Below are 17,499 nucleotides of genomic sequence, written 5' to 3' on the forward strand. Positions count from 1 at the left end.
CAGGCGTGGCAGGGTGGTCCCGTGACGACGCCGACGACGACCCGCACGAGCCGCACCACGAACTGGGCGGGCAACCTCACGTACTCCTCGACGGAGGTCGTGCGCCCGACGACGCCCGACGAGCTCGTCGAGCTCGTCCGCACGTCCCCGCGGGTCAAGGCGCTCGGCTCGCGCCACTCGTTCGACGACGTCGCCGACACGACCGGGACGCACGTCGTGCTCGACGCCTACGAGGACGGACGCCCGCCCGTCGAGGTCGACCCGGCGACCGGGGTCGCGTCGATCGCCGCCGGGTTGCGCTACGGCGACGTCACGCGTCACGTCCTGGGCGCAGGGCGCGCGCTCGCGAACCTCGCATCGCTCCCGCACATCTCCGTCGCGGGCTCGGTCGCCACCGCCACCCACGGCTCGGGCGACGGCGTGGGCTCGCTCGCCAGCGCGGTCGTCGGGGTCGAGCTCGTCACGGGCGGCGGCGAGGTCCGCACGCTCCGGCGGGGCGACGCCGACTTCCCCGGCGCCGTGGTGGCGCTGGGCGCGCTGGGCGTCGTCACGCGCCTCGAGCTCGAGACCGAGGCGACGTTCGACGTCCGCCAGGACGTGCACCTCGGGCTGCCGTGGGAGGCGATCACGTCCCACCTCGACGAGATCACCGGCTCCGCGTACTCGGTGAGCCTCTTCACGGACTGGGGGCCCGACGGCGCGCAGCAGGTCTGGCGCAAGACGCGCCTCGCGCCCGGCGAGGAGGGAGCGCCGGGGGACCTCTTCGGCGCGCGGCCCGCGACGACGCCCGTCCACATGCTCGACGGCATCGACCCGGTGCACTGCACGCCCCAGCTCGGCGAGGCGGGCCCGTGGAACGAGCGCCTGCCGCACTTCCGGCTCGACTTCACGCCGAGCAACGGCGAGGAGCTGCAGTCCGAGTACCTCGTGCCGCGCGAGCACGCGCTCGCGGGCATCGCGGCGCTGCGCGCGCTCGGCCCCCGGGTCGCGCCCCTGCTCCAGGTCTCCGAGATCCGGACCGTGGCGGGGGACCGCGAGCCGCTGTGGCTGAGCCCCTTCGACGGCCCCACGGTCGGCTTCCACTTCACCTGGAAGAACCTTCCCGACGACGTCGCAGCCCTCCTGCCGGACGTCGAGGCCGCGCTCGCTCCCCTCGGGGCGCGCCCGCACTGGGGCAAGCTGTCGCACGCGGTCGCCGCCGGGGCGGCGCCGGAGGCGCTCGCGCGACTCGCGGACGCGTACCCGCACCTCGCCGACTTCCGCGCGCTCGCGGAGCGCTACGACCCGGCGGGGACGTTCCGCGGCGGGTTCGTGGAGCGCCTGCTCGCGCTCTGAGGGTCGGGCGGGCGCGACCGCCCCCGTTCGCGCGCGACGAGGGCCCTCGGTACGGTCGATGCGGACGATCCGGCCCGCCGTCGCGCCTCCGTGCCGACGCGCGAGCCACCGCACGGCACGAGGAGACCTGTGACAGCGACACCGAGCACGACGGGCGGGGCGGCCGCCCAGGACGCTCCGCGCGAGGAGTGGACCGGGCAGGTCGGCTTCATCATCGCGGCGATCGGCTCGGCCGTCGGGCTGGGCAACATCTGGCGCTTCCCGGGCGTGGCGTACGAGAACGGCGGTGGCGCGTTCCTCGTGCCCTACCTGATCGCCCTCCTCACCGCCGGGATCCCGATCCTGTTCCTCGACTACGCGCTCGGGCACCGCTTCCGCGGCTCCGCGCCGACCGCGTTCCGTCGCGTCGCACGCTGGCTCGAGGGCCTCGGCTGGTTCCAGGTGATGATCTGCTTCGTCATCGCGGTCTACTACACCGCGGTCATCGCGTGGGCGGTGAGCTTCTTCGTCTTCTCGTTCGACCTGCGCTGGGGCGACGACCCGGCCGCGTTCTTCACCGGCGAGTACCTGCAGCTCGCGGACCCGGGCATCTCCTTCGACTTCGTCCCTGCCGTGCTGATCCCGCTCGTGCTCGTGTGGGTCGTGACGATCGTGGTCCTGGCGGCCGGTGTCGCGAAGGGCGTGCAGCGCGCCAACACCGTCTTCCTGCCGCTGCTCGTCGTCGCGTTCCTCGTGCTCGTGGTCCGCTCGCTGTTCCTCGAGGGCGCGGCCGACGGCCTCGACGCGCTGTTCACGCCCAACTGGGCCGCGCTCGGCGACGCGAACGTGTGGATCGCCGCGTACAGCCAGATCTTCTTCTCGCTGTCCATCGCCTTCGGGATCATGATCACGTACGCGTCGTACCGCAAGCGCCGCGCGAACCTCACGTCGCCGGGCCTCGTCGTCGCGTTCTCCAACTCGTCGTTCGAGATCCTCGCGGGCATCGGCGTGTTCGCGACGCTGGGCTTCCTCGCCCACGAGGAGGGCATCGGCGTCGGCGAGCTCGAGGGCATCAGCGGACCGATCCTGTCGTTCGTCACCTTCCCGGCCATCGTGTCCGAGATGCCCGGCGGCCCGATCTTCGGCGCCCTGTTCTTCGGCTCGCTCGCCATGGCCGGCTTCACGTCGCTGCTGTCGATCCTCCAGGTGGTCTCCGCGGCGTTCCAGGAGAAGTTCGGCTGGACCCCGCGCGGGGCGGCGACGCGCGTCGGCGTCGTGAGCGCCGTCGTGTCCGTCCTGCTGTTCTCCACGACGACCGGCCTGATCGCGCTCGACACCGCGGACCAGTGGGCCAACAACATCGGCATCGTCGCGTCGGCCGTCCTCACGACGATCCTCGTCGTGTGGGTCCAGCGGCGCGGCGAGGAGCTGCGCTATCACCTCAACGCCGTCTCGACGTTCCAGGTGGGGCGCTGGTGGGTGTGGCTCGTCGGGCTGCTCGCCCCCGTGGTCCTCGGGTACATGCTCGTGTCGCGCATCGTCACGCTGCTGACCGACGGCTACGAGGGGTACCCGGCGTGGTACCTGGCGGTCTTCGGCTGGGGCGCGGTCCTGCTCATCGTGGTGGGTGCCGCGGTGCTCACCGCGATGCGCTGGCGTCGCAGCCCCGACGACTTCGCGGCGTGGCCGCCCTTCCCGCCCGACCGGGCGACGTCGACCCGCCGCACCGAGCCGGAGGTGACCCGATGAGCACGGAGGCGATCGTCCTGCTGGTGCTCGCGATCGTCGTCGTGTGGGGCGGGCTCGTGGCGAGCGCGCTCGCCCTGCGCGCGCGCTCGGAACGGACGGACTTCCCGCCGGGCGGGGAGGACGACCGCCGCGAGGACGCTGCGCCTCTGGAGCGCGACACGTAGGGCTGGCGCGGCGGCCAGGGCCTGCCGGTTTGGCGTGCGGGGCCCGTCTCCCGCACACTCGTCCCCTGGTGCTGCGCACCGCCGGGTCCTCTGTTCCCCGTACGTCCCCCCACCCCCCCGGGTGCCGACGTAACACGACGGAGACGATCGGTGAATACGCTGCCCCTGCCCGGCCCACCCCCGATCGGAGAACCTCATGCGTACGACCTCGCGCAAGCCGTCCCTCACCGGTCTCGTCGCGCTGACCGCGACGAGCGCCCTCCTCCTCACCGCGTGCACCGACGCGTCCCAGACCGGGACCGACGGCAGCACCGCGGGCACGGACGGCGAGTCCAGCGCCGCGCCGTCGTTCGACCCGTCGACCATCGAGGTCGACGACGCGGCGGCCGCGCTGCTCCCCGAGGAGATCGCGTCCGCGGGCGTGCTCACCGTCGGCTCCAACACCGAGTACGCGCCGGCCGAGTTCATCGGCGAGGACGGGCAGACGCCCGTCGGGTTCGACATCGACACGATCAAGGCCGTCGGCGCGACGCTCGGCCTCGAGGTCGAGATCCAGTCGGCCGACTTCCCGGCGATCATCCCCGCGCTCGGCACCAAGTACGACGCCGGCATCTCCTCCTTCACGATCACCGAGGAGCGCATGCAGGAGTCGAACATGATCTCCTTCCTCAACGCCGGCTCCGCGTACGCGGTGGCCTCGGGCAACCCGGACGACATCGACCCGGAGAGCCTGTGCGGCGTCACGGTCGCGGTCCAGACGGGCACGATCCAGGACGAGGACATCGCCGTCCAGAGCGAGGAGTGCGAGACCGCCGGCGAGGAGGCCATCGACATCCTCCAGTACGAGTCGCAGGCCGACGCGACGACGAACCTCGTCGGTGGCAAGGCGCAGGTCATGTACGCCGACTCCCCGGTCATCGGCTACGCCGTCGAGCAGACCGGCGGCCAGATCGAGCAGCTCGGCGATGTGTTCGACGCCGCGCCGCAGGGCATCGTCGTCGCCAAGGACGCCACCGACCTCGCCGCGGCGATCCAGGCCGCGCTCCAGACGCTCATGGACGACGGGACGCTCGTGGAGGTCCTCGACGGCTGGGGCTCCGGCGACGCCGCGCTCGAGACCGCCGAGATCAACCCGTCGGTCGGCTGACCTTGCCCTGACCGCGCCGGTCGCGGGCCCCGGAAGCAGATCGGGGCCCGCGACCGGCACACTGGTCGTCGGCGGGAGCGAGGACGCACCCGCCGCGGCCGCTCGGTGACCCGAGCCCGAACCCCGAGGTGGACCCATGGCCCTGCCCGGACCGAACGCCCCGCACCGCGCCGCCGACGCGGCGTCCGACCGGTCGCCCGACGCGTCGACCGACCCGGTGCCCGACCGGATCCACGCCCGGCCGGTGCCGCGCCCCGGCCGGTGGATCTCGGCCGTCGTGCTGCTCGTCCTCGCCGCGATGGCGGTGCACGGCCTCGTGACCAACGAGAAGTTCCGGTGGGACGTCGTGTGGCTGTACCTGCGCGACGTCAACGTCATCCGCGGCGTCGGGTGGACGCTCGTCCTGACGTTCGGCTCGATGGTGATCGCCATCGTGCTCGCCGTCGGGCTGGCCGTCATGCGACGCTCCGACAACCCGGTGATGCGCTCCGTGAGCTGGGCGTACATCTGGTTCTTCCGTGGGACGCCGATCTACACCCAGCTCGTGTTCTGGGGCCTGCTCGCGGTGCTCTATCCGCGGCTCAGCCTCGGCATCCCGTTCGGGCCCGAGTTCTTCGAGTTCCGCACGCAGGACGTCATCACCGCCTTCTGGGCGGCGATGTTCGGGCTCGCGCTCAACGAGGCGGCGTACCTCGCGGAGATCGTGCGCGCAGGCCTCGGGTCGGTGGACCCCGGGCAGAGCGAGGCGGCGCGGGCGCTGGGCATGAAGGACCGCAAGATCCTCACGCGCGTCGTGCTGCCGCAGGCGATGCGCGTCATCGTGCCCCCGACGGGCAACGAGACGATCTCGATGCTCAAGACCACGTCCCTCGTGCTCGCCGTGCCGTTCACGCTCGACCTCACGTACGCGACGAACGCGATCGGCAACCGCACGTTCCTGCCGATCCCGCTCCTCATGGTCGCGGCGTTCTGGTACCTGCTCATCACGAGCATCCTCATGATCGGCCAGTACTACATCGAGCGGTACTACGGCCGCGGGTTCGGCGACCAGGCCGGTGCCCGACGACGGGGCGGCGGCCCGGGCGGGCGGCGCCGCCGGGGCAAGCCCAGCAAGCAGGAGCTCATCGCGGCCTCCCGCACGACCAAGGACGACCCCTTCCTGGAGGTGACCCCGTGAGCGGGACGGACGGCACGGCAGCGGGCACGACGTCGAGCACGGGGCCGACCCGGCGGGACGACACGCCCATGGTGCAGGTCGAGGGCCTGCACAAGATGTTCGGCGACCTGCACGTCCTGCGCGGCGTGGACCTCGACGTGCCGCGCGGTTCGGTGTGCGTCGTGCTGGGGCCCTCGGGCTCCGGCAAGTCCACGCTCTTGCGGTGCGTCAACGAGCTCGAGGAGATCACGGGCGGGCGCATCCGCGTCGCGGGAGAGCTCATGGGCTACCGCGAGGTCACGAAGAACGGACGGACCGTGCTGCACCGCCTGCACCCGCGGGTCGTCGCGCGCCAGCGCGCCCGGATCGGCATGGTGTTCCAGCGCTTCAACCTGTTCCCGCACATGACGGCGCTCGAGAACGTCATGGAGGCGCCAGTCCAGGTGCGTGGGCTCAGCAGGGCGGAGGCGCGGGCCCGCGCGAACGAGCTGCTCGAGCGCGTCGGCCTCTCCGACCGCGCCGACCACTACCCGGCGCAGCTCTCGGGCGGTCAGCAGCAGCGCGTCGCGATCGCGCGGGCGCTCGCGATGGACCCGGACCTCATGCTGTTCGACGAGCCGACGTCCGCGCTCGACCCCGAGCTCGTCGGCGAGGTGCTCGCCGTCATGCGCGACCTCGCGCGCTCCGGCATGACGATGATGGTCGTCACGCACGAGATCGGGTTCGCGCGAGAGGTGGCCGACACCGTCGTCTTCATGGACGAGGGCGTCATCGTCGAGCAGGGCACGCCCGACCAGGTGCTCGGCGACCCGCAGCACGAGCGCACGAAGGGGTTCCTCGCGCACGTGCTGTAGGGAGCGGGGTCAGGAGGCCCGACGGCGCGGCAGGACGGGCACGTCCTCCGACGGGACGATCCGGGGTTCGAGGCCGACCGGACGGGCGACCGTCACCATCTCTCCGCTGAGCGCCCGGCCCAGGTGGAGGAGCGGGAGCTGGTTCTCGTGCTCGACGACGAGGGCGTCGAAGATCGGGGTCTCGCTGTCACTGGTTCTGGTGTCGGTCCTGCGCACCCGACAACTCTCCGTGATGGGCGTGAAGGGCGCGACCGGAAGCGGTGACGTGTCGGTGACGACGTCGTGCGCAACCGTGCAGGGGCCACCGTCGCCGGGTGGCGGTCCGGGCCGGGGCGCGGTTCGATGGGCGCGTCCCCCGCGCCCGGGATCCACGGGAGGTCCGATGAGCCTCGCCCCGATCGTCCACGAGCTGCGTCTCGCGTGCCCCGTCGACACCGCGTTCGACACGTACGCGCGGCGCATGGGCGAGTGGTGGCCGCCGCAGTACACGGCGCACGCCGCGACGTTCTCGGGCCTCGCCGTGGAGCCGGTCGTCGGAGGCCGGCTCGTCGCGTCGTACGGCGCGGTCGAGCACGAGTGGGGGCGCGTCACGCTCTGGGAGCCGACGGCGCACCTCGCCCACACCTTCACGCTCGCCCAGCCGTCGGGCCGGGAGTCGCTCGTGCGGGTGGACCTGCGCGCGACGCGGCACGGCACGGCCGTGCGCGTCGAGCACGGCGGGTGGGCGCAGGGGACCGAGGGCGTCCGTGCCCGGTTCACCGACTGGCCGCTCATCCTCAGCCGGTACGCGTTCCTCGCAGAGCACCCCGACCCGGAGAAATAGGCTCAGCCCCAGCTGCCGAGGTCGCCCCAGGACCAGCCGGAGTCCTCGCCGTCCTCGTCCTGGTCGCCGTTCCCGTCCTGGTTGCCGTTCCCGTTCTGGTCCCGGTTCTCCCGGTCGCGCCGTTCGCGCTCTGCCGTCGCGTCGTCGAGCTCCTTCTGGCGGGTGGCGGCATCCTCCTCGGCCTTCGCCACCGCGGCCTCGCGCTCGGCGAGACCGGCCTGTGCGGCGTCGACCTCCGTGCGCTGCGCCTCCAGGTCCGCGCGCTCGGTCTCGAGCTGCTCCCGCTCCGCCTCCACCTCTGCCTGCACGCGCTCCGCCTCGGCCGTCGCCTCCTGCGCGGCGCCCTGCGCCGACAGCGTGAGACCGATGCCGACGAGCAGGCCCAGCGCGAGGCCCGCGAGCCCGACCGCGCTCGGTACGAGCCAGCGCCGTCCCCGGTCGGGGGTGTGGTCGTCGTCGTCGGCCGCAGGGAGCGACAACGGACCGAGCGGAGCCGCCGCTCCGCGCGCGGCCGGCACCGAGGGCGCCGGGGGCGGCGACGTGGCGGCGAGGCCGGCGAGGCTCGGCAGGACCATCGTCGAGCTCGCGACCGGGTGCGCTGCGTCGTCGGCGACGACGGGCACGGGGCCGGACGGGCGCTCCCGCAGCGACCGACGACTCGGCGGGACGTCTGCCCGCACCGGCTCCGGGGCGGGCGGCGCGGGGATCTCGTCGACCCAGAACACCCACCCGGGCGGCGCCGGGGGCCACGACGGGTCCGGGTGCCAGTCGGTCGTCGGCGTGAAGCCTGGCGGGACCGACCAACCGGGGGGCGGCGTGAACCGCACGGCCATGGGACCTCCTTCGACGGGCGCCGGTCGGCGCGATCGACGGGAACACTATGCTGCAGCGGGCTTCCGCGGGACGAATCGCCCGTCCCGCCGCGGGGTGGCCCGGATGCGGTCCAGGGGCGCGCGCCGCATAATCTTGCGCGATGAGACCCGACTGGTTCGCGCGCGCGACCGCGACCACGAGCACGGGTTCCCTCGCCGGGGAGGTCGACTGGTCGGCCACGCCCCTCGGCCGGCCCTCGACGTGGCCGCACGGGCTCCGGGCGGCGTTCGTGCTGTGCTTCAGCACCCGCTTCCCCGTGATGCTGACGTGGGGGCCCGAGCTGACGATGATCTACAACGACGGCTACCGGGAGATGCTGGGGAGGGACAAGCACCCCGCCGCCATGGGAGCGCCCGCCCGGGCGGTCTGGGGCGAGATCTGGGACGACATCGGGCCGCTGTTCGACCAGGTGCTGGCGTCGGGCCGTCCCACCTGGACCGTCGACGCGAAGCTCCTCATGGAGCGATCCGGCTACGTCGAGGAGACCTACTTCACGTTCTCCTACAGCCCGCTCGAGGACGACGACGGCGTCGTGCGCGGCGTGCTCGACATCGCCACGGAGACGACGGACCGCGTGGTCGACCGTCGTCGGATGCTGCTGCTGAGCCGGCTCTCGCTCGCGCTGCAGGACCGGACGCACCGGGTCGACGAGCTGGCCCGGACCTTCGTCGACGAGGTCGCCACGAGCGCCGACCTCGTCGGGGCGGAGGTGTGGGCGCGCAGCGGGGAGGGCGAGGACGTCGTCGTCGTCGCAGCGACGGCCGAGCGGCCCGCCGCCTACCGGGCGCCGTCGTCCGACCCGGCTCCCACGGCCACGGGCCCGTTGCGCGCGGTCGCGCGCGAGGTGCTGGAGGACGGCGTCGCGCGCACGCTCGGCGCGACGCTCGTCGCGCCCCTGCACGGGCCGGGTACCGCTGCGCCGCTCGGCGTCGTCCTGCTGGAGGCCGTCCGGACGCGTCCGGTCGACGCCGCCGCGCTCGACTTCCTGCGCCTGGTCGCCGCCACCCTCGCCTCGGCGGTGCGCGACCGGGTGGGGCACGAGCGCGAGGTCCGCGAGGCGCGCGCGGCGAGCGAGGCCTTCCAGCTCGCGATGCTGCCCCCGCAGCTCACCACCTCGCGATGGACGACGCGCTACCAGCCCGCCGACGACCGGTACGCGGTGGGCGGCGACTGGTACGACGTCGTGCCGCTCGGGGACGGGCGGTGGGGCGTGCTCGTCGGCGACTGCGTCGGGCACGGGCTGCACTCCGCCGCTCGCATGGGCCAGCTCCGCAGCGCGGGGCGCGCGCTCCTGCTCGACGACCAGGGACCTGCCGCGACGCTCGCGGCGCTCGACCGGTTCGCCGCGGAGCTGCCGGGCGCCGAGTACACGACGGTGCTGTGCGGCGTCGTCGACGAGACCACGGGCACGCTCACGTGGTCGTCCGCGGGTCACCCGCCCGGGCTGGTCGTGCGCGACGGCGCGGCACACTGGCTCGCCGGAGGTCGGGGCGCCCCGCTCACCCTCGCGACGTCCGCGGGCCGCACGGAGACCAGCACCGCGCTCGAGGCGTCCGACGTGCTCGTCCTCTACACCGACGGGCTCGTCGAGCGTCGTGGCGAGAGCCTGCGCGAAGGGCTCGCGCGACTCGCGGACGTGGCGTCGCGGACCGTGCGCGAACGCCCCACCACCGAGGTGGCCGACGCGCTGCTCGTCCGGCTCGTCGGGGACGCGGCGCGCGACGACGTGGCGGTCGTCGTGTACGCGGTGCCGGCACACGTGGCGACCGGCACCGAGGCGGTCACCGGACGTCGCGGCGTCGACGGACCGGCCGGCGGGCAGGACGGTGTCGAGGGCGCGATCGGCGCGGCGGCCGGCGTGGGTGGCCGCTGGTAGAACGGGCAGCAGCCGGGACGACCGGCTCGCCGGCCGCTCACCAGCACGCCGGTGCCGTCCGAGCACGGAGGTGCGCGTGTTCCTGGTCGACGAGCCGACGAGCGGCGCCGTGCCGGGCGGAGCGCCGGCGACGGGGGTGACGACGACCGCCGTCGTGCACTCCGCGAGCGACCTGGTCGTGGCCGCCGGGTGCGAGTACCGGCTCCTGAGCCGCCTCGACGAGCAGCTCGGTCGCGCGCCCCAGCGCGAGCACGCCCAGGACGTCATGCTGGACCGCGCCGCGACCCTCGGCCGACGGCACGAGGACGCGGTCCTCGCCGACCTCGAGGCACGCCACGGCGCGTACGACCCCGCGACCGGCCGCGGGGTGCTGCGGATCGAGCCGCCGCGGCACGGCTCCTGGGACGACCTCGTCGCAGCGCACCTCCGCACGCTCGCCGCGGTCGAGGGCGGCGCGGACGTCGTGCACCAGGCGGCGTTCTTCGACGGCACGTTCCACGGCCGGGCCGACTTCCTCGTGCGGGTCCCCGAGCCCGGCGACGTGGGCGGTCCCGCACGGCGCGCCGGGGAACCCCCGCGGTACGCCGTCATGGACGCCAAGCTCGCGCGCCGCGCGAAGGTGCCCGCGCTCCTGCAGCTCGCCGCGTACGCCGACCAGCTCCTCGCGGCGGACGTCCCCGTGGCTCCCGAGGTCGTGCTCGTCCTCGGCACGTGCTCCCGCAGCACCCACCGGCTCGCCGACCTCCTGCCCGTGTTCCGGGCGCGCCGGGACCGCCTGCTGCGGCTCACCGACACGCACCTCGCGCGCGACGGACGTGCACCCTGGGACGACCCCGAGGTCCGCTCCTGCGGGCGCTGCGACGCGTGCCGCGAGCAGGTCGAGGCCCGGCGCGACGTCCTGCTCGTCGGCGGCGTGTACGAGCGGCAGCGCACGCTCCTGAACGCAGCCGGCATCCGGACCGCCGACCAGCTCGCCGCCGCGACGGAGCCCCCCGAAGGGATGACCGCGTCGTCGTTCCGGCGCGTCCGCGACCAGGCGGCCCTCCAGCTCGGCACCGGCACCGCGGACGGGACCGTCGTCTGGGCGGACGCGTCCGGCCCGCGCGAGCTCTCGTGGCGCATCGACGACCCCGCGCCCGTCCACGCGCTCCCCGCGCCCAGCGCGGGCGACCTCTTCTTCGACTTCGAGGGCGACCCGCTGTGGGTGGATGCCGACGGCACGAGCTGGGGCATCGACTACCTCTTCGGCTGGGTCGAGCGACCCGTCGACCCGGAGGGTCCTCCGCCCTCCCACGCGCTGTGGGCGCACGACCTCGCGTCCGAGCGCGACGCGCTCGTCGCGTTCGTCGACCACGTGAACGCGCGGCGCCGCGAGCACCCGGACCTGCACGTCTACCACTACGCCGACTACGAGAAGACTCACCTGCTGTCCATCGCCGCGCGGCACGGCGTGTACGAGGAGGAGGTCGACGACCTGCTGCGCGACGGCGTGCTCGTCGACCTCTACGCGGTCGTGCGACCGGCTCTGCGCATCTCCGACCCGTCCCGTTCGCTCAAGAAGCTCGAGCCGTTGTACATGGGCGACGAGCTCCGCGGCGGCGACGTGAAGGACGCCGCGGCGTCGATCGTGGCCTACGCCGAGTACACCGGCCTGCGCGACGCCGGCCGGCACGGGGAGGCCGACGAGCTGCTCCGCGGGATCGAGGACTACAACCGCTACGACTGCGTGTCGACGTTGCGGTTGCTCGAGTGGTTGCGGTGGGCCGTCGCTCGGTCCGCGTCCGCGTCCGCGTCCGCGTCCGGGTCCGAGGTCGTGGCCGGGTCGGGTGCGGGGCCGGAGGAGGCGCGCGCCGTCTACCATCCGCGTCCTCGTTCCTCGGACGCTCCCGCCAGGCCCGCCACGACGGCGCGCGCCTCCTCCGACCCCGCTGCGGACGTCACCTCGGCCGCTGGGTCGGTGGGCGAGGCGACGGCCGGTGGTGGGTCCGCGAGTGGCTCCGGTGACGGTGTCGCCCCCTCCGGTGGGTCGGTGGGCGGGGCGTCGGCCGGTGGTGGGTCCGCGGCTGGGTCCGGTGACGGTGTCGCCCCCTCCGGCGGGTCGGTGGGCGGGGCGACGGCCGGTGGTGGGTCCGCGGCTGGGTCCGGGGACGGCGTCGCCGCGGGTGGCGAGCCCGGGGCGAAGGAGGTCGCGCTCGCGCTCGAGGCGGAGATCCGGGAGGTCGTGGGGGAGGGCCGGGCCGGGCGCGATGCCGGGATGCAGGCGCTCGCGATGTACGGGGCCGCCGTCGGGTACCACCGCCGGGAGGCCAAGCCGTTCTGGCAGGAGCACTTCGCGCGCCTCGCGCTCCCCGTGGAGGAGTGGCCGGGGCGCCGGAACGCGTTCCTCGTCGAGCAGGCGGAGGTCGTGAGGGGGTGGGAGGTCGAGCCGGGGCGCCAGACGTCGTCGCGGCGGCTCGAGCTCGTCGGGCGGCTGCCCGAGGGCACCGACCTGCGCGTCGGCGTCTCGCCCTACCTGTTGTACGACGCCCCGCTGCCGCCGGGCGCGCAGACGTCTGCCGACGGCGTGCGCGGCTGGGGGGGCGGAGCCACGATCGTCGGCGTGGGTCGCCGCACCACGCCTGCGGGGGAGCGGGACGTCCTCGAGGTCCGCGAAGGGGCGCGGCGCAAGGCCGACCCCTTCTCCGCGCTCCCGATGGCGCTCACGCCGTCCCCCGGCCCGCAGACCGGGCCGCTCGAGGCGGCCGTCGCCGGCGCTGCGCGTCGTGCGCTCGAGACCTGGCGCGAGACCGGAGCGCTGCCGCTCGACGCGGCGTCGGACGTGCTGCTGCGCCGTCCTCCGCGGCTCGTCGGGGCGGGTGCGCTGCCGCGTCCGGTCGGTGACGACCTCGTCGGCGCAGTCACGGCCGCCGTCGAGCGGCTCGACCGGTCGTACGTCGCGGTGCAGGGCCCACCCGGGACGGGCAAGACGTACGTCGGCTCGCACGTGATCGCGCGCCTCGTGGAACGCGGGTGGCGGGTGGGGGTCGTCGCGCAGTCGCACGCCGTCGTCGAGAACATGCTGCGCGCCGTCGTCGAGAAGGCCGGCGTGCCGGCAGGCATCGTCGCGAAGAAGCTCTCGGGCGACGGGCCGTCGCCCACCGCCGTGTGCGCGGAGCTCGACGGCGGCGCGCTCTCGACGTTCGCGACGGAGCCGGGCCCGCGCGTCGTCGGAGGCACCGCGTGGGACTTCTCGGCCGAGCGGCTCCCCGAGGGCACGCTCGACCTCCTCGTCGTCGACGAGGCGGGGCAGTTCTCGCTCGCCGCGACGGTCGCCGTCGCCCGCGCCGCGCGCAACCTCCTGCTGCTCGGCGACCCGCAGCAGCTGCCCCAGGTGAGCCAGGGCACCCACCCGGAGCCCGTCGACCGGTCCGCGCTCGGCTGGCTCGCCGACGGTCACCGCGTCCTGCCCGACGAGCTCGGGTACTTCCTGGCCCGCACGTGGCGCCTGCACCCGCGGCTCGCGGCGGCGGTCTCGACCCTCTCCTACGAGGACCGGCTGGGCGCCCAGCCGGTCGCCGCGCAGCGCCTGCTCGACGGTGTGCCGCCCGGGATCGAGCAGGTGCTCGTCGAGCACGCGGGCAACGGTGTCCGGTCCCGCGAGGAGGCGGCCGAGGTCGTCCGGCAGGTCGAGCGCCTCGTCGGGCGGTCGTGGACCACGTCGGTCGACGGGCGCGAGGTGGTCCGACCGCTCGGGCAGGCGGACGTCCTCGTCGTCGCCGCCTACAACGCGCAGGTCTGGGCCGTCCGGTCGGCGCTCGCCGCCGCCGGGTATCCGGACGTCCAGGTCGGGACCGTCGACCGCTTCCAGGGCAAGGAGGCGGTGGTCGTCGTCGTGACCCTCGCCGCGTCGTCCGCACGGGACGCCTCGCGCGGCCTCGGTTTCCTGCTCTCGCGGCACCGGATCAACGTCGCCGTGTCACGGGCGCAGTGGGCGGCGGTCGTCGTCCGGTCGCCCGCGCTCACGGACTACGCGCCGAGCACGCCCCGAGGGATCGAGGAGCTGGGAGCGTTCCTCGGGCTGGGCGCCGCCCCGCCCGTCGTCGTCGACGAGCAGGGCGGTCCGGACCTCTAGAACTCGCCGAACCCGCCGCCGAAGTCGTCGAACCCGCCGCCGAAGTCCCCGAAGCCGCCGTCACCACCCGGGTCGGCACCGGCACCAGGGTCGGCGCCGGACGCCTCGACGGCGCCCGCGTCGCCGGCACCGGCGTCGCCACCCTCGCCCGCGCCCGGGTCCTCGCCACCCGATGCCGCAGCGGCGTCCTCCGCGACCGGCTGCGAGGGGTCGCCGAACGCGGGTCCGAACATCGCGTTCGCGACGGCCGAGCCGATGACGACGCCCGCGACGGTCCCGAGCAGGCTCGAGCCGACCATCGAGCCGAACCCCGGCGCTCCGCCGGTCCGGCCGCCGAACGAGCGCTCCAGGGTGCCCGGTTGACGCATCTCGGCGCGCGTCGCCATGCGTGCGAGGTCCTGGGGCCTGTCGGTGAGGGCGCGCTCCGCGGGCGGCACGGCCGCGCCGAGCTCGGCGAGGACCTGGCTCCGCTGCTGGGGCGTGAGCCGTGCGAACGCCTCCGCGTGCGCCTGCTCGACGGCGTCCGGCGGCGCCGTGCGAAGCATGTACCGGTACCGGTCGATCGCGACCTGGTCCGGCGTGCGCGGCGCACCCGGCACACCCGGCGCAGCCGGCGCGGCGTCGTCGGGCGTGCCGTAGGCGGGACCGCCCGGGGGGTACTGCGTGGGGTATCGGTCCGGCTGCTGCGAGGGCGAGCCGTAGCCGCCCTGGGCGGAGGGGCCGCCCTGCGCGTCGCGCGGCTCGCGGCCGAGAAGTCGGTCGAGGAATCCCATGTTCGTCCTCCGGGGTCGTCGTCGGCGGGCGTCCACCCACCACTCGGGGAACGAGCACGGGTCGCGACCGGTTCCTCGACCCTGCCGAGCCCGGGGTTGCAGGTCACCAGGGCCGGTCCGTGCCGCACGACCCGGGGTTCGGCGCGACCGGCCTGGCCCGGGCGCACGAGTGCCCCCCGACCCGGAGGTCGAGGGGCACTCGTCAGATCAGTTCACGCAGCCTGACGGCCGCGGGAGATCAGATCGCGCGGATGTTCTCCGCCTGCGGGCCCTTCGGGCCCTGCGTGACGTCGAACTCGACACGCTGGTTCTCCTCCAGCGTGCGGAAGCCCTGCGACTGGATCGCGGAGTAGTGCGCGAACACGTCGGCCGAGCCGTCCTCGGGGGCGATGAAGCCGTAGCCCTTCTCGCTGTTGAACCACTTCACGGTTCCGGTAGCCATGGTTACTCCTTCAAGAGTGTCAACCTTCACCCCCCACGGTCGCGGGGGCGTACATCACAGGTGTTCGTCGTCAACTCTTGGGGTAACAAGGTCCGCCGGGGCTCCACCCGAGGGTGTCACCTCAGCGCGAGGACAAGCGAGGCACTGCAATCTCGCGCACAACCGTACAGCCTTCGTCCGTTCCTGGCTATGGATCTGGAGACTTCTCGTGAGAGAGTCCCCGGGCCGCGCGTCGGCTCGTCTCCGAGGCGTCGACCGGAGCTCGACGACCGGTACGACACGCCTCCGGTCGACCTCGCCCCGGGGCCTCATCAGCGGCTTCGCCCGCTCCCGCGGGACCGGATCGAGCGGAGACCGGGCCCGTCCCGAGCGCACCGCGTGGTCGTCGCCGAGGCGAGCGCCGCCGTCGGGTGCGAGCGTGCGCGGCCGGGTGCGCCCCCGGTCCCGGAGACCGCGACGGCGCGCGGACCGGCCAGCGGAAGTGCCGCCGCGTCGATGCGGCGCCGATCGCTCCGCCGTACGGGCGGGCTCCGGTCGCTGCCCGACGATGGCTGGTACCGCCGTACCAGCACCGGTCCGAACAGAGACCTGCGCGTTACGAGTCGGTAACAACTGGTAGCCGTCCGTGAAACCCGACGCGCCTAGGTTCGCCGCACCCAGGTACGCGGAGAGCGCCCCCTCCCGCGGATTTGCCGGGCCGGAGGTCCCTGCCGCAGCGCGGGGACCTCCGGGTGGCGGTCCGCAGGCGGGTTTCGACTGTCGGTGACCTGTGTCACTATTCAGCACGCTATTCAGTGTTGAACTCAGCGATCGACCGTGGAGGCGTGCGGCTCACGCCACCTCCGCGGGGATCTGGACCACGGAGGTTGGCATGCATCGCACAGCACGACGGGCGAGCGGGGGTGCTGCCCTGCTCCTCGCGGCCACCCTCGTCCTGACCGCCTGCGGACCCCAGTCCCAGGGCGGCGACGACGAGACGACCGAGACCTCGACGGAGACCAGCGACGCGGACTCCGGGGAGCTCGGCATCGTCCCCTCCGTGCAGATCGACATCGAGGGCGCGGAGGTCGAGGCCGAGGCGGGTGGAGACGCCGTCGACCCGGCCGGCGACGGCAGCGCGGAGTGCGCGGAGGGCACCGCGATCGCGATGGCCGGGGCCCTCACGGGACCGAACGCCGCGCTCGGTCTCAACATCCAGTACGGCGCTCAGGTCGCCGTCGACGCGTTCAACGAGGCGAACCCGGGCTGCCAGGTGGAGCTCAAGCCGTTCGACACCGAGGGCGACCCGCAGAAGGCGACGCAGGTCGCACCGCAGATCGTCGGCGACGAGAGCGTCATCGGGCTCCTCGGCCCGGCCTTCTCGGGTGAGACGGCCGCGACGGGCGACGTGTTCAACCAGGCCGGCCTGCTGTCCCTCACGGCGTCGGCCACGAACCCCGACCTCACGGCCAACGGCTGGACCAACTTCTTCCGCGGCCTCGCGAACGACGCCGTGCAGGGTCCGTCGGTCGCGAAGTACCTGGTGAACACCCAGGAGTTCGCGAGCGTCTGCGTCGTGGCGGACAACTCCGACTACGGCATCGGCCTCGCCGAGCAGATCACGACCGGTCTCGGCGACGCGGCGAACCCGGACTGCGCCGCCGAGGTGAAGACCGGTGACAAGGACTTCTCCGCAGCGGTCCAGATCATCGCGGGCGCCGACGCGGACGCGGTGTTCTACGCGGGCTACTACGCGGAGGCGGCACCGTTCGTGCAGGGCCTGCGCGACGGCGGGGTGGACCTCCCGTTCGTCTCGGCGGACGGCACGAACGACCCGCAGTTCGTCGAGCAGGCGGGCGCCGCGTCCGAGGGCGCGATCCTCTCGTGCCCGTGCGGTCCCGCGCCCGACGACTTCGCGGCGACGTACGAGGAGTCGGCCGGCCAGGCGCCGGGCGTCTACTCGGTCGAGGGCTACGACCTCGCCACGATCATGCTGACCGGCATCGCGTCGGGCGTCACCGACCGCGCCGCGATGATCGACTACGTCGCGAACTACTCCGGTGAGGGCCTCGCCCGCAACTACGAGTGGGACGACATGGGCGAGCTCGCCTCCGCCCTCATCTGGATCTACGAGGTCCAGTAGTCCGACGACGACGGGCGCCTCGCCCCGCACCCCGCCACCTGCGGGGCCCAGCGGGCGGGGCGCCCCGTCGTGGACCACGACCTCGCACGATCCGA

14 protein-coding genes are annotated in these 17,499 nt (G+C 74.0%); 10 read left to right on the forward strand and 4 right to left on the reverse strand.

Annotation, left to right across the window (positions count from 1 at the left end; translation table 11 throughout):
- The first annotated feature begins 21 nt into the window (after positions 1–21).
- From ACZCLJ_RS14780 to ACZCLJ_RS14805, 6 genes are all read left to right on the forward strand, one after another.
- Positions 22–1,335: an FAD-binding protein gene (locus ACZCLJ_RS14780; RefSeq protein WP_463104273.1), complete on the forward strand. Its 1,314-nt coding sequence runs from the start codon at positions 22–24 to the stop codon at positions 1,333–1,335.
- Positions 1,336–1,464: 129 nt separating this feature from the next.
- Positions 1,465–3,063 carry a sodium-dependent transporter gene (locus ACZCLJ_RS14785; protein WP_463104274.1) on the forward strand — a complete coding sequence of 533 codons (1,599 nt, stop codon included), beginning with the start codon at positions 1,465–1,467 and terminating at the stop codon, positions 3,061–3,063.
- A complete protein-coding gene (locus ACZCLJ_RS14790; RefSeq protein WP_251152680.1) occupies positions 3,060–3,227 on the forward strand; it encodes a methionine/alanine import family NSS transporter small subunit in 168 nt (55 codons plus the stop codon). Before ACZCLJ_RS14785 ends, ACZCLJ_RS14790 begins: the two co-directional genes overlap by 4 nt.
- 196 nt (positions 3,228–3,423) lie before the next feature.
- On the forward strand, positions 3,424–4,374 hold the full coding sequence (locus ACZCLJ_RS14795) for an ABC transporter substrate-binding protein (protein WP_251152679.1): 951 nt from the start codon (positions 3,424–3,426) through the stop codon (positions 4,372–4,374).
- 136 nt (positions 4,375–4,510) lie between these two features.
- Positions 4,511–5,551 carry an amino acid ABC transporter permease gene (locus ACZCLJ_RS14800; RefSeq protein ID WP_463104275.1) on the forward strand — a complete coding sequence of 347 codons (1,041 nt, stop codon included), beginning with the start codon at positions 4,511–4,513 and terminating at the stop codon, positions 5,549–5,551.
- A gap of 68 nt (positions 5,552–5,619) precedes the next feature.
- A complete protein-coding gene (locus ACZCLJ_RS14805; RefSeq protein WP_251153031.1) occupies positions 5,620–6,384 on the forward strand; it encodes an amino acid ABC transporter ATP-binding protein in 765 nt (254 codons plus the stop codon).
- A gap of 9 nt (positions 6,385–6,393) precedes the next feature.
- On the opposite strand, the gene ACZCLJ_RS14810 is transcribed toward ACZCLJ_RS14805, so the two are convergent.
- Positions 6,394–6,600 (reverse strand): hypothetical protein, encoded by a 207-nt coding sequence (locus ACZCLJ_RS14810; RefSeq protein WP_251152677.1) that lies wholly within the window; start codon positions 6,598–6,600, stop codon positions 6,394–6,396.
- 166 nt (positions 6,601–6,766) lie between these two features.
- Here ACZCLJ_RS14810 and ACZCLJ_RS14815 point away from each other — a divergent pair, with 166 nt between their 5' ends.
- Positions 6,767–7,207, forward strand: a complete 441-nt coding sequence (locus tag ACZCLJ_RS14815) for an SRPBCC family protein (RefSeq protein ID WP_251152676.1) — start codon at positions 6,767–6,769, stop codon at positions 7,205–7,207.
- A gap of 2 nt (positions 7,208–7,209) precedes the next feature.
- On the opposite strand, the gene ACZCLJ_RS14820 is transcribed toward ACZCLJ_RS14815, so the two are convergent.
- Complete coding sequence (locus ACZCLJ_RS14820) at positions 7,210–8,040, reverse strand: DUF1090 domain-containing protein (protein ID WP_251152675.1); 831 nt, start codon at positions 8,038–8,040, stop codon at positions 7,210–7,212.
- 140 nt (positions 8,041–8,180) lie between these two features.
- On the opposite strand from ACZCLJ_RS14820, the gene ACZCLJ_RS14825 reads away from it, so the two are divergent.
- Entirely contained in the window at positions 8,181–9,956 is a 1,776-nt protein-coding gene (locus tag ACZCLJ_RS14825) for a SpoIIE family protein phosphatase (protein WP_463104276.1), read from the forward strand.
- A 76-nt stretch (positions 9,957–10,032) separates the two neighbouring features.
- Positions 10,033–14,067, forward strand: coding sequence for a TM0106 family RecB-like putative nuclease (locus tag ACZCLJ_RS14830; RefSeq protein WP_463104277.1), 4,035 nt, complete (start codon positions 10,033–10,035; stop codon positions 14,065–14,067).
- On the opposite strand, the gene ACZCLJ_RS14835 is transcribed toward ACZCLJ_RS14830, so the two are convergent.
- Positions 14,064–14,840: a hypothetical protein gene (locus tag ACZCLJ_RS14835; protein ID WP_463104278.1), complete on the reverse strand. Its 777-nt coding sequence runs from the start codon at positions 14,838–14,840 to the stop codon at positions 14,064–14,066. The genes ACZCLJ_RS14830 and ACZCLJ_RS14835 overlap by 4 nt on opposite strands.
- A 238-nt stretch (positions 14,841–15,078) precedes the next feature.
- Positions 15,079–15,282, reverse strand: a complete 204-nt coding sequence (cspE, locus tag ACZCLJ_RS14840; RefSeq protein ID WP_047231069.1) for a transcription antiterminator/RNA stability regulator CspE — start codon at positions 15,280–15,282, stop codon at positions 15,079–15,081.
- Between the two features lie 871 nt (positions 15,283–16,153).
- On the opposite strand from cspE, the gene ACZCLJ_RS14845 reads away from it, so the two are divergent.
- Complete coding sequence (locus ACZCLJ_RS14845) at positions 16,154–17,404, forward strand: branched-chain amino acid ABC transporter substrate-binding protein (protein ID WP_251149712.1); 1,251 nt, start codon at positions 16,154–16,156, stop codon at positions 17,402–17,404.
- Positions 17,405–17,499: the final 95 nt, after the last annotated feature.

It is taken from the genome of Cellulosimicrobium sp. So1_17 (assembly GCF_055181235.1).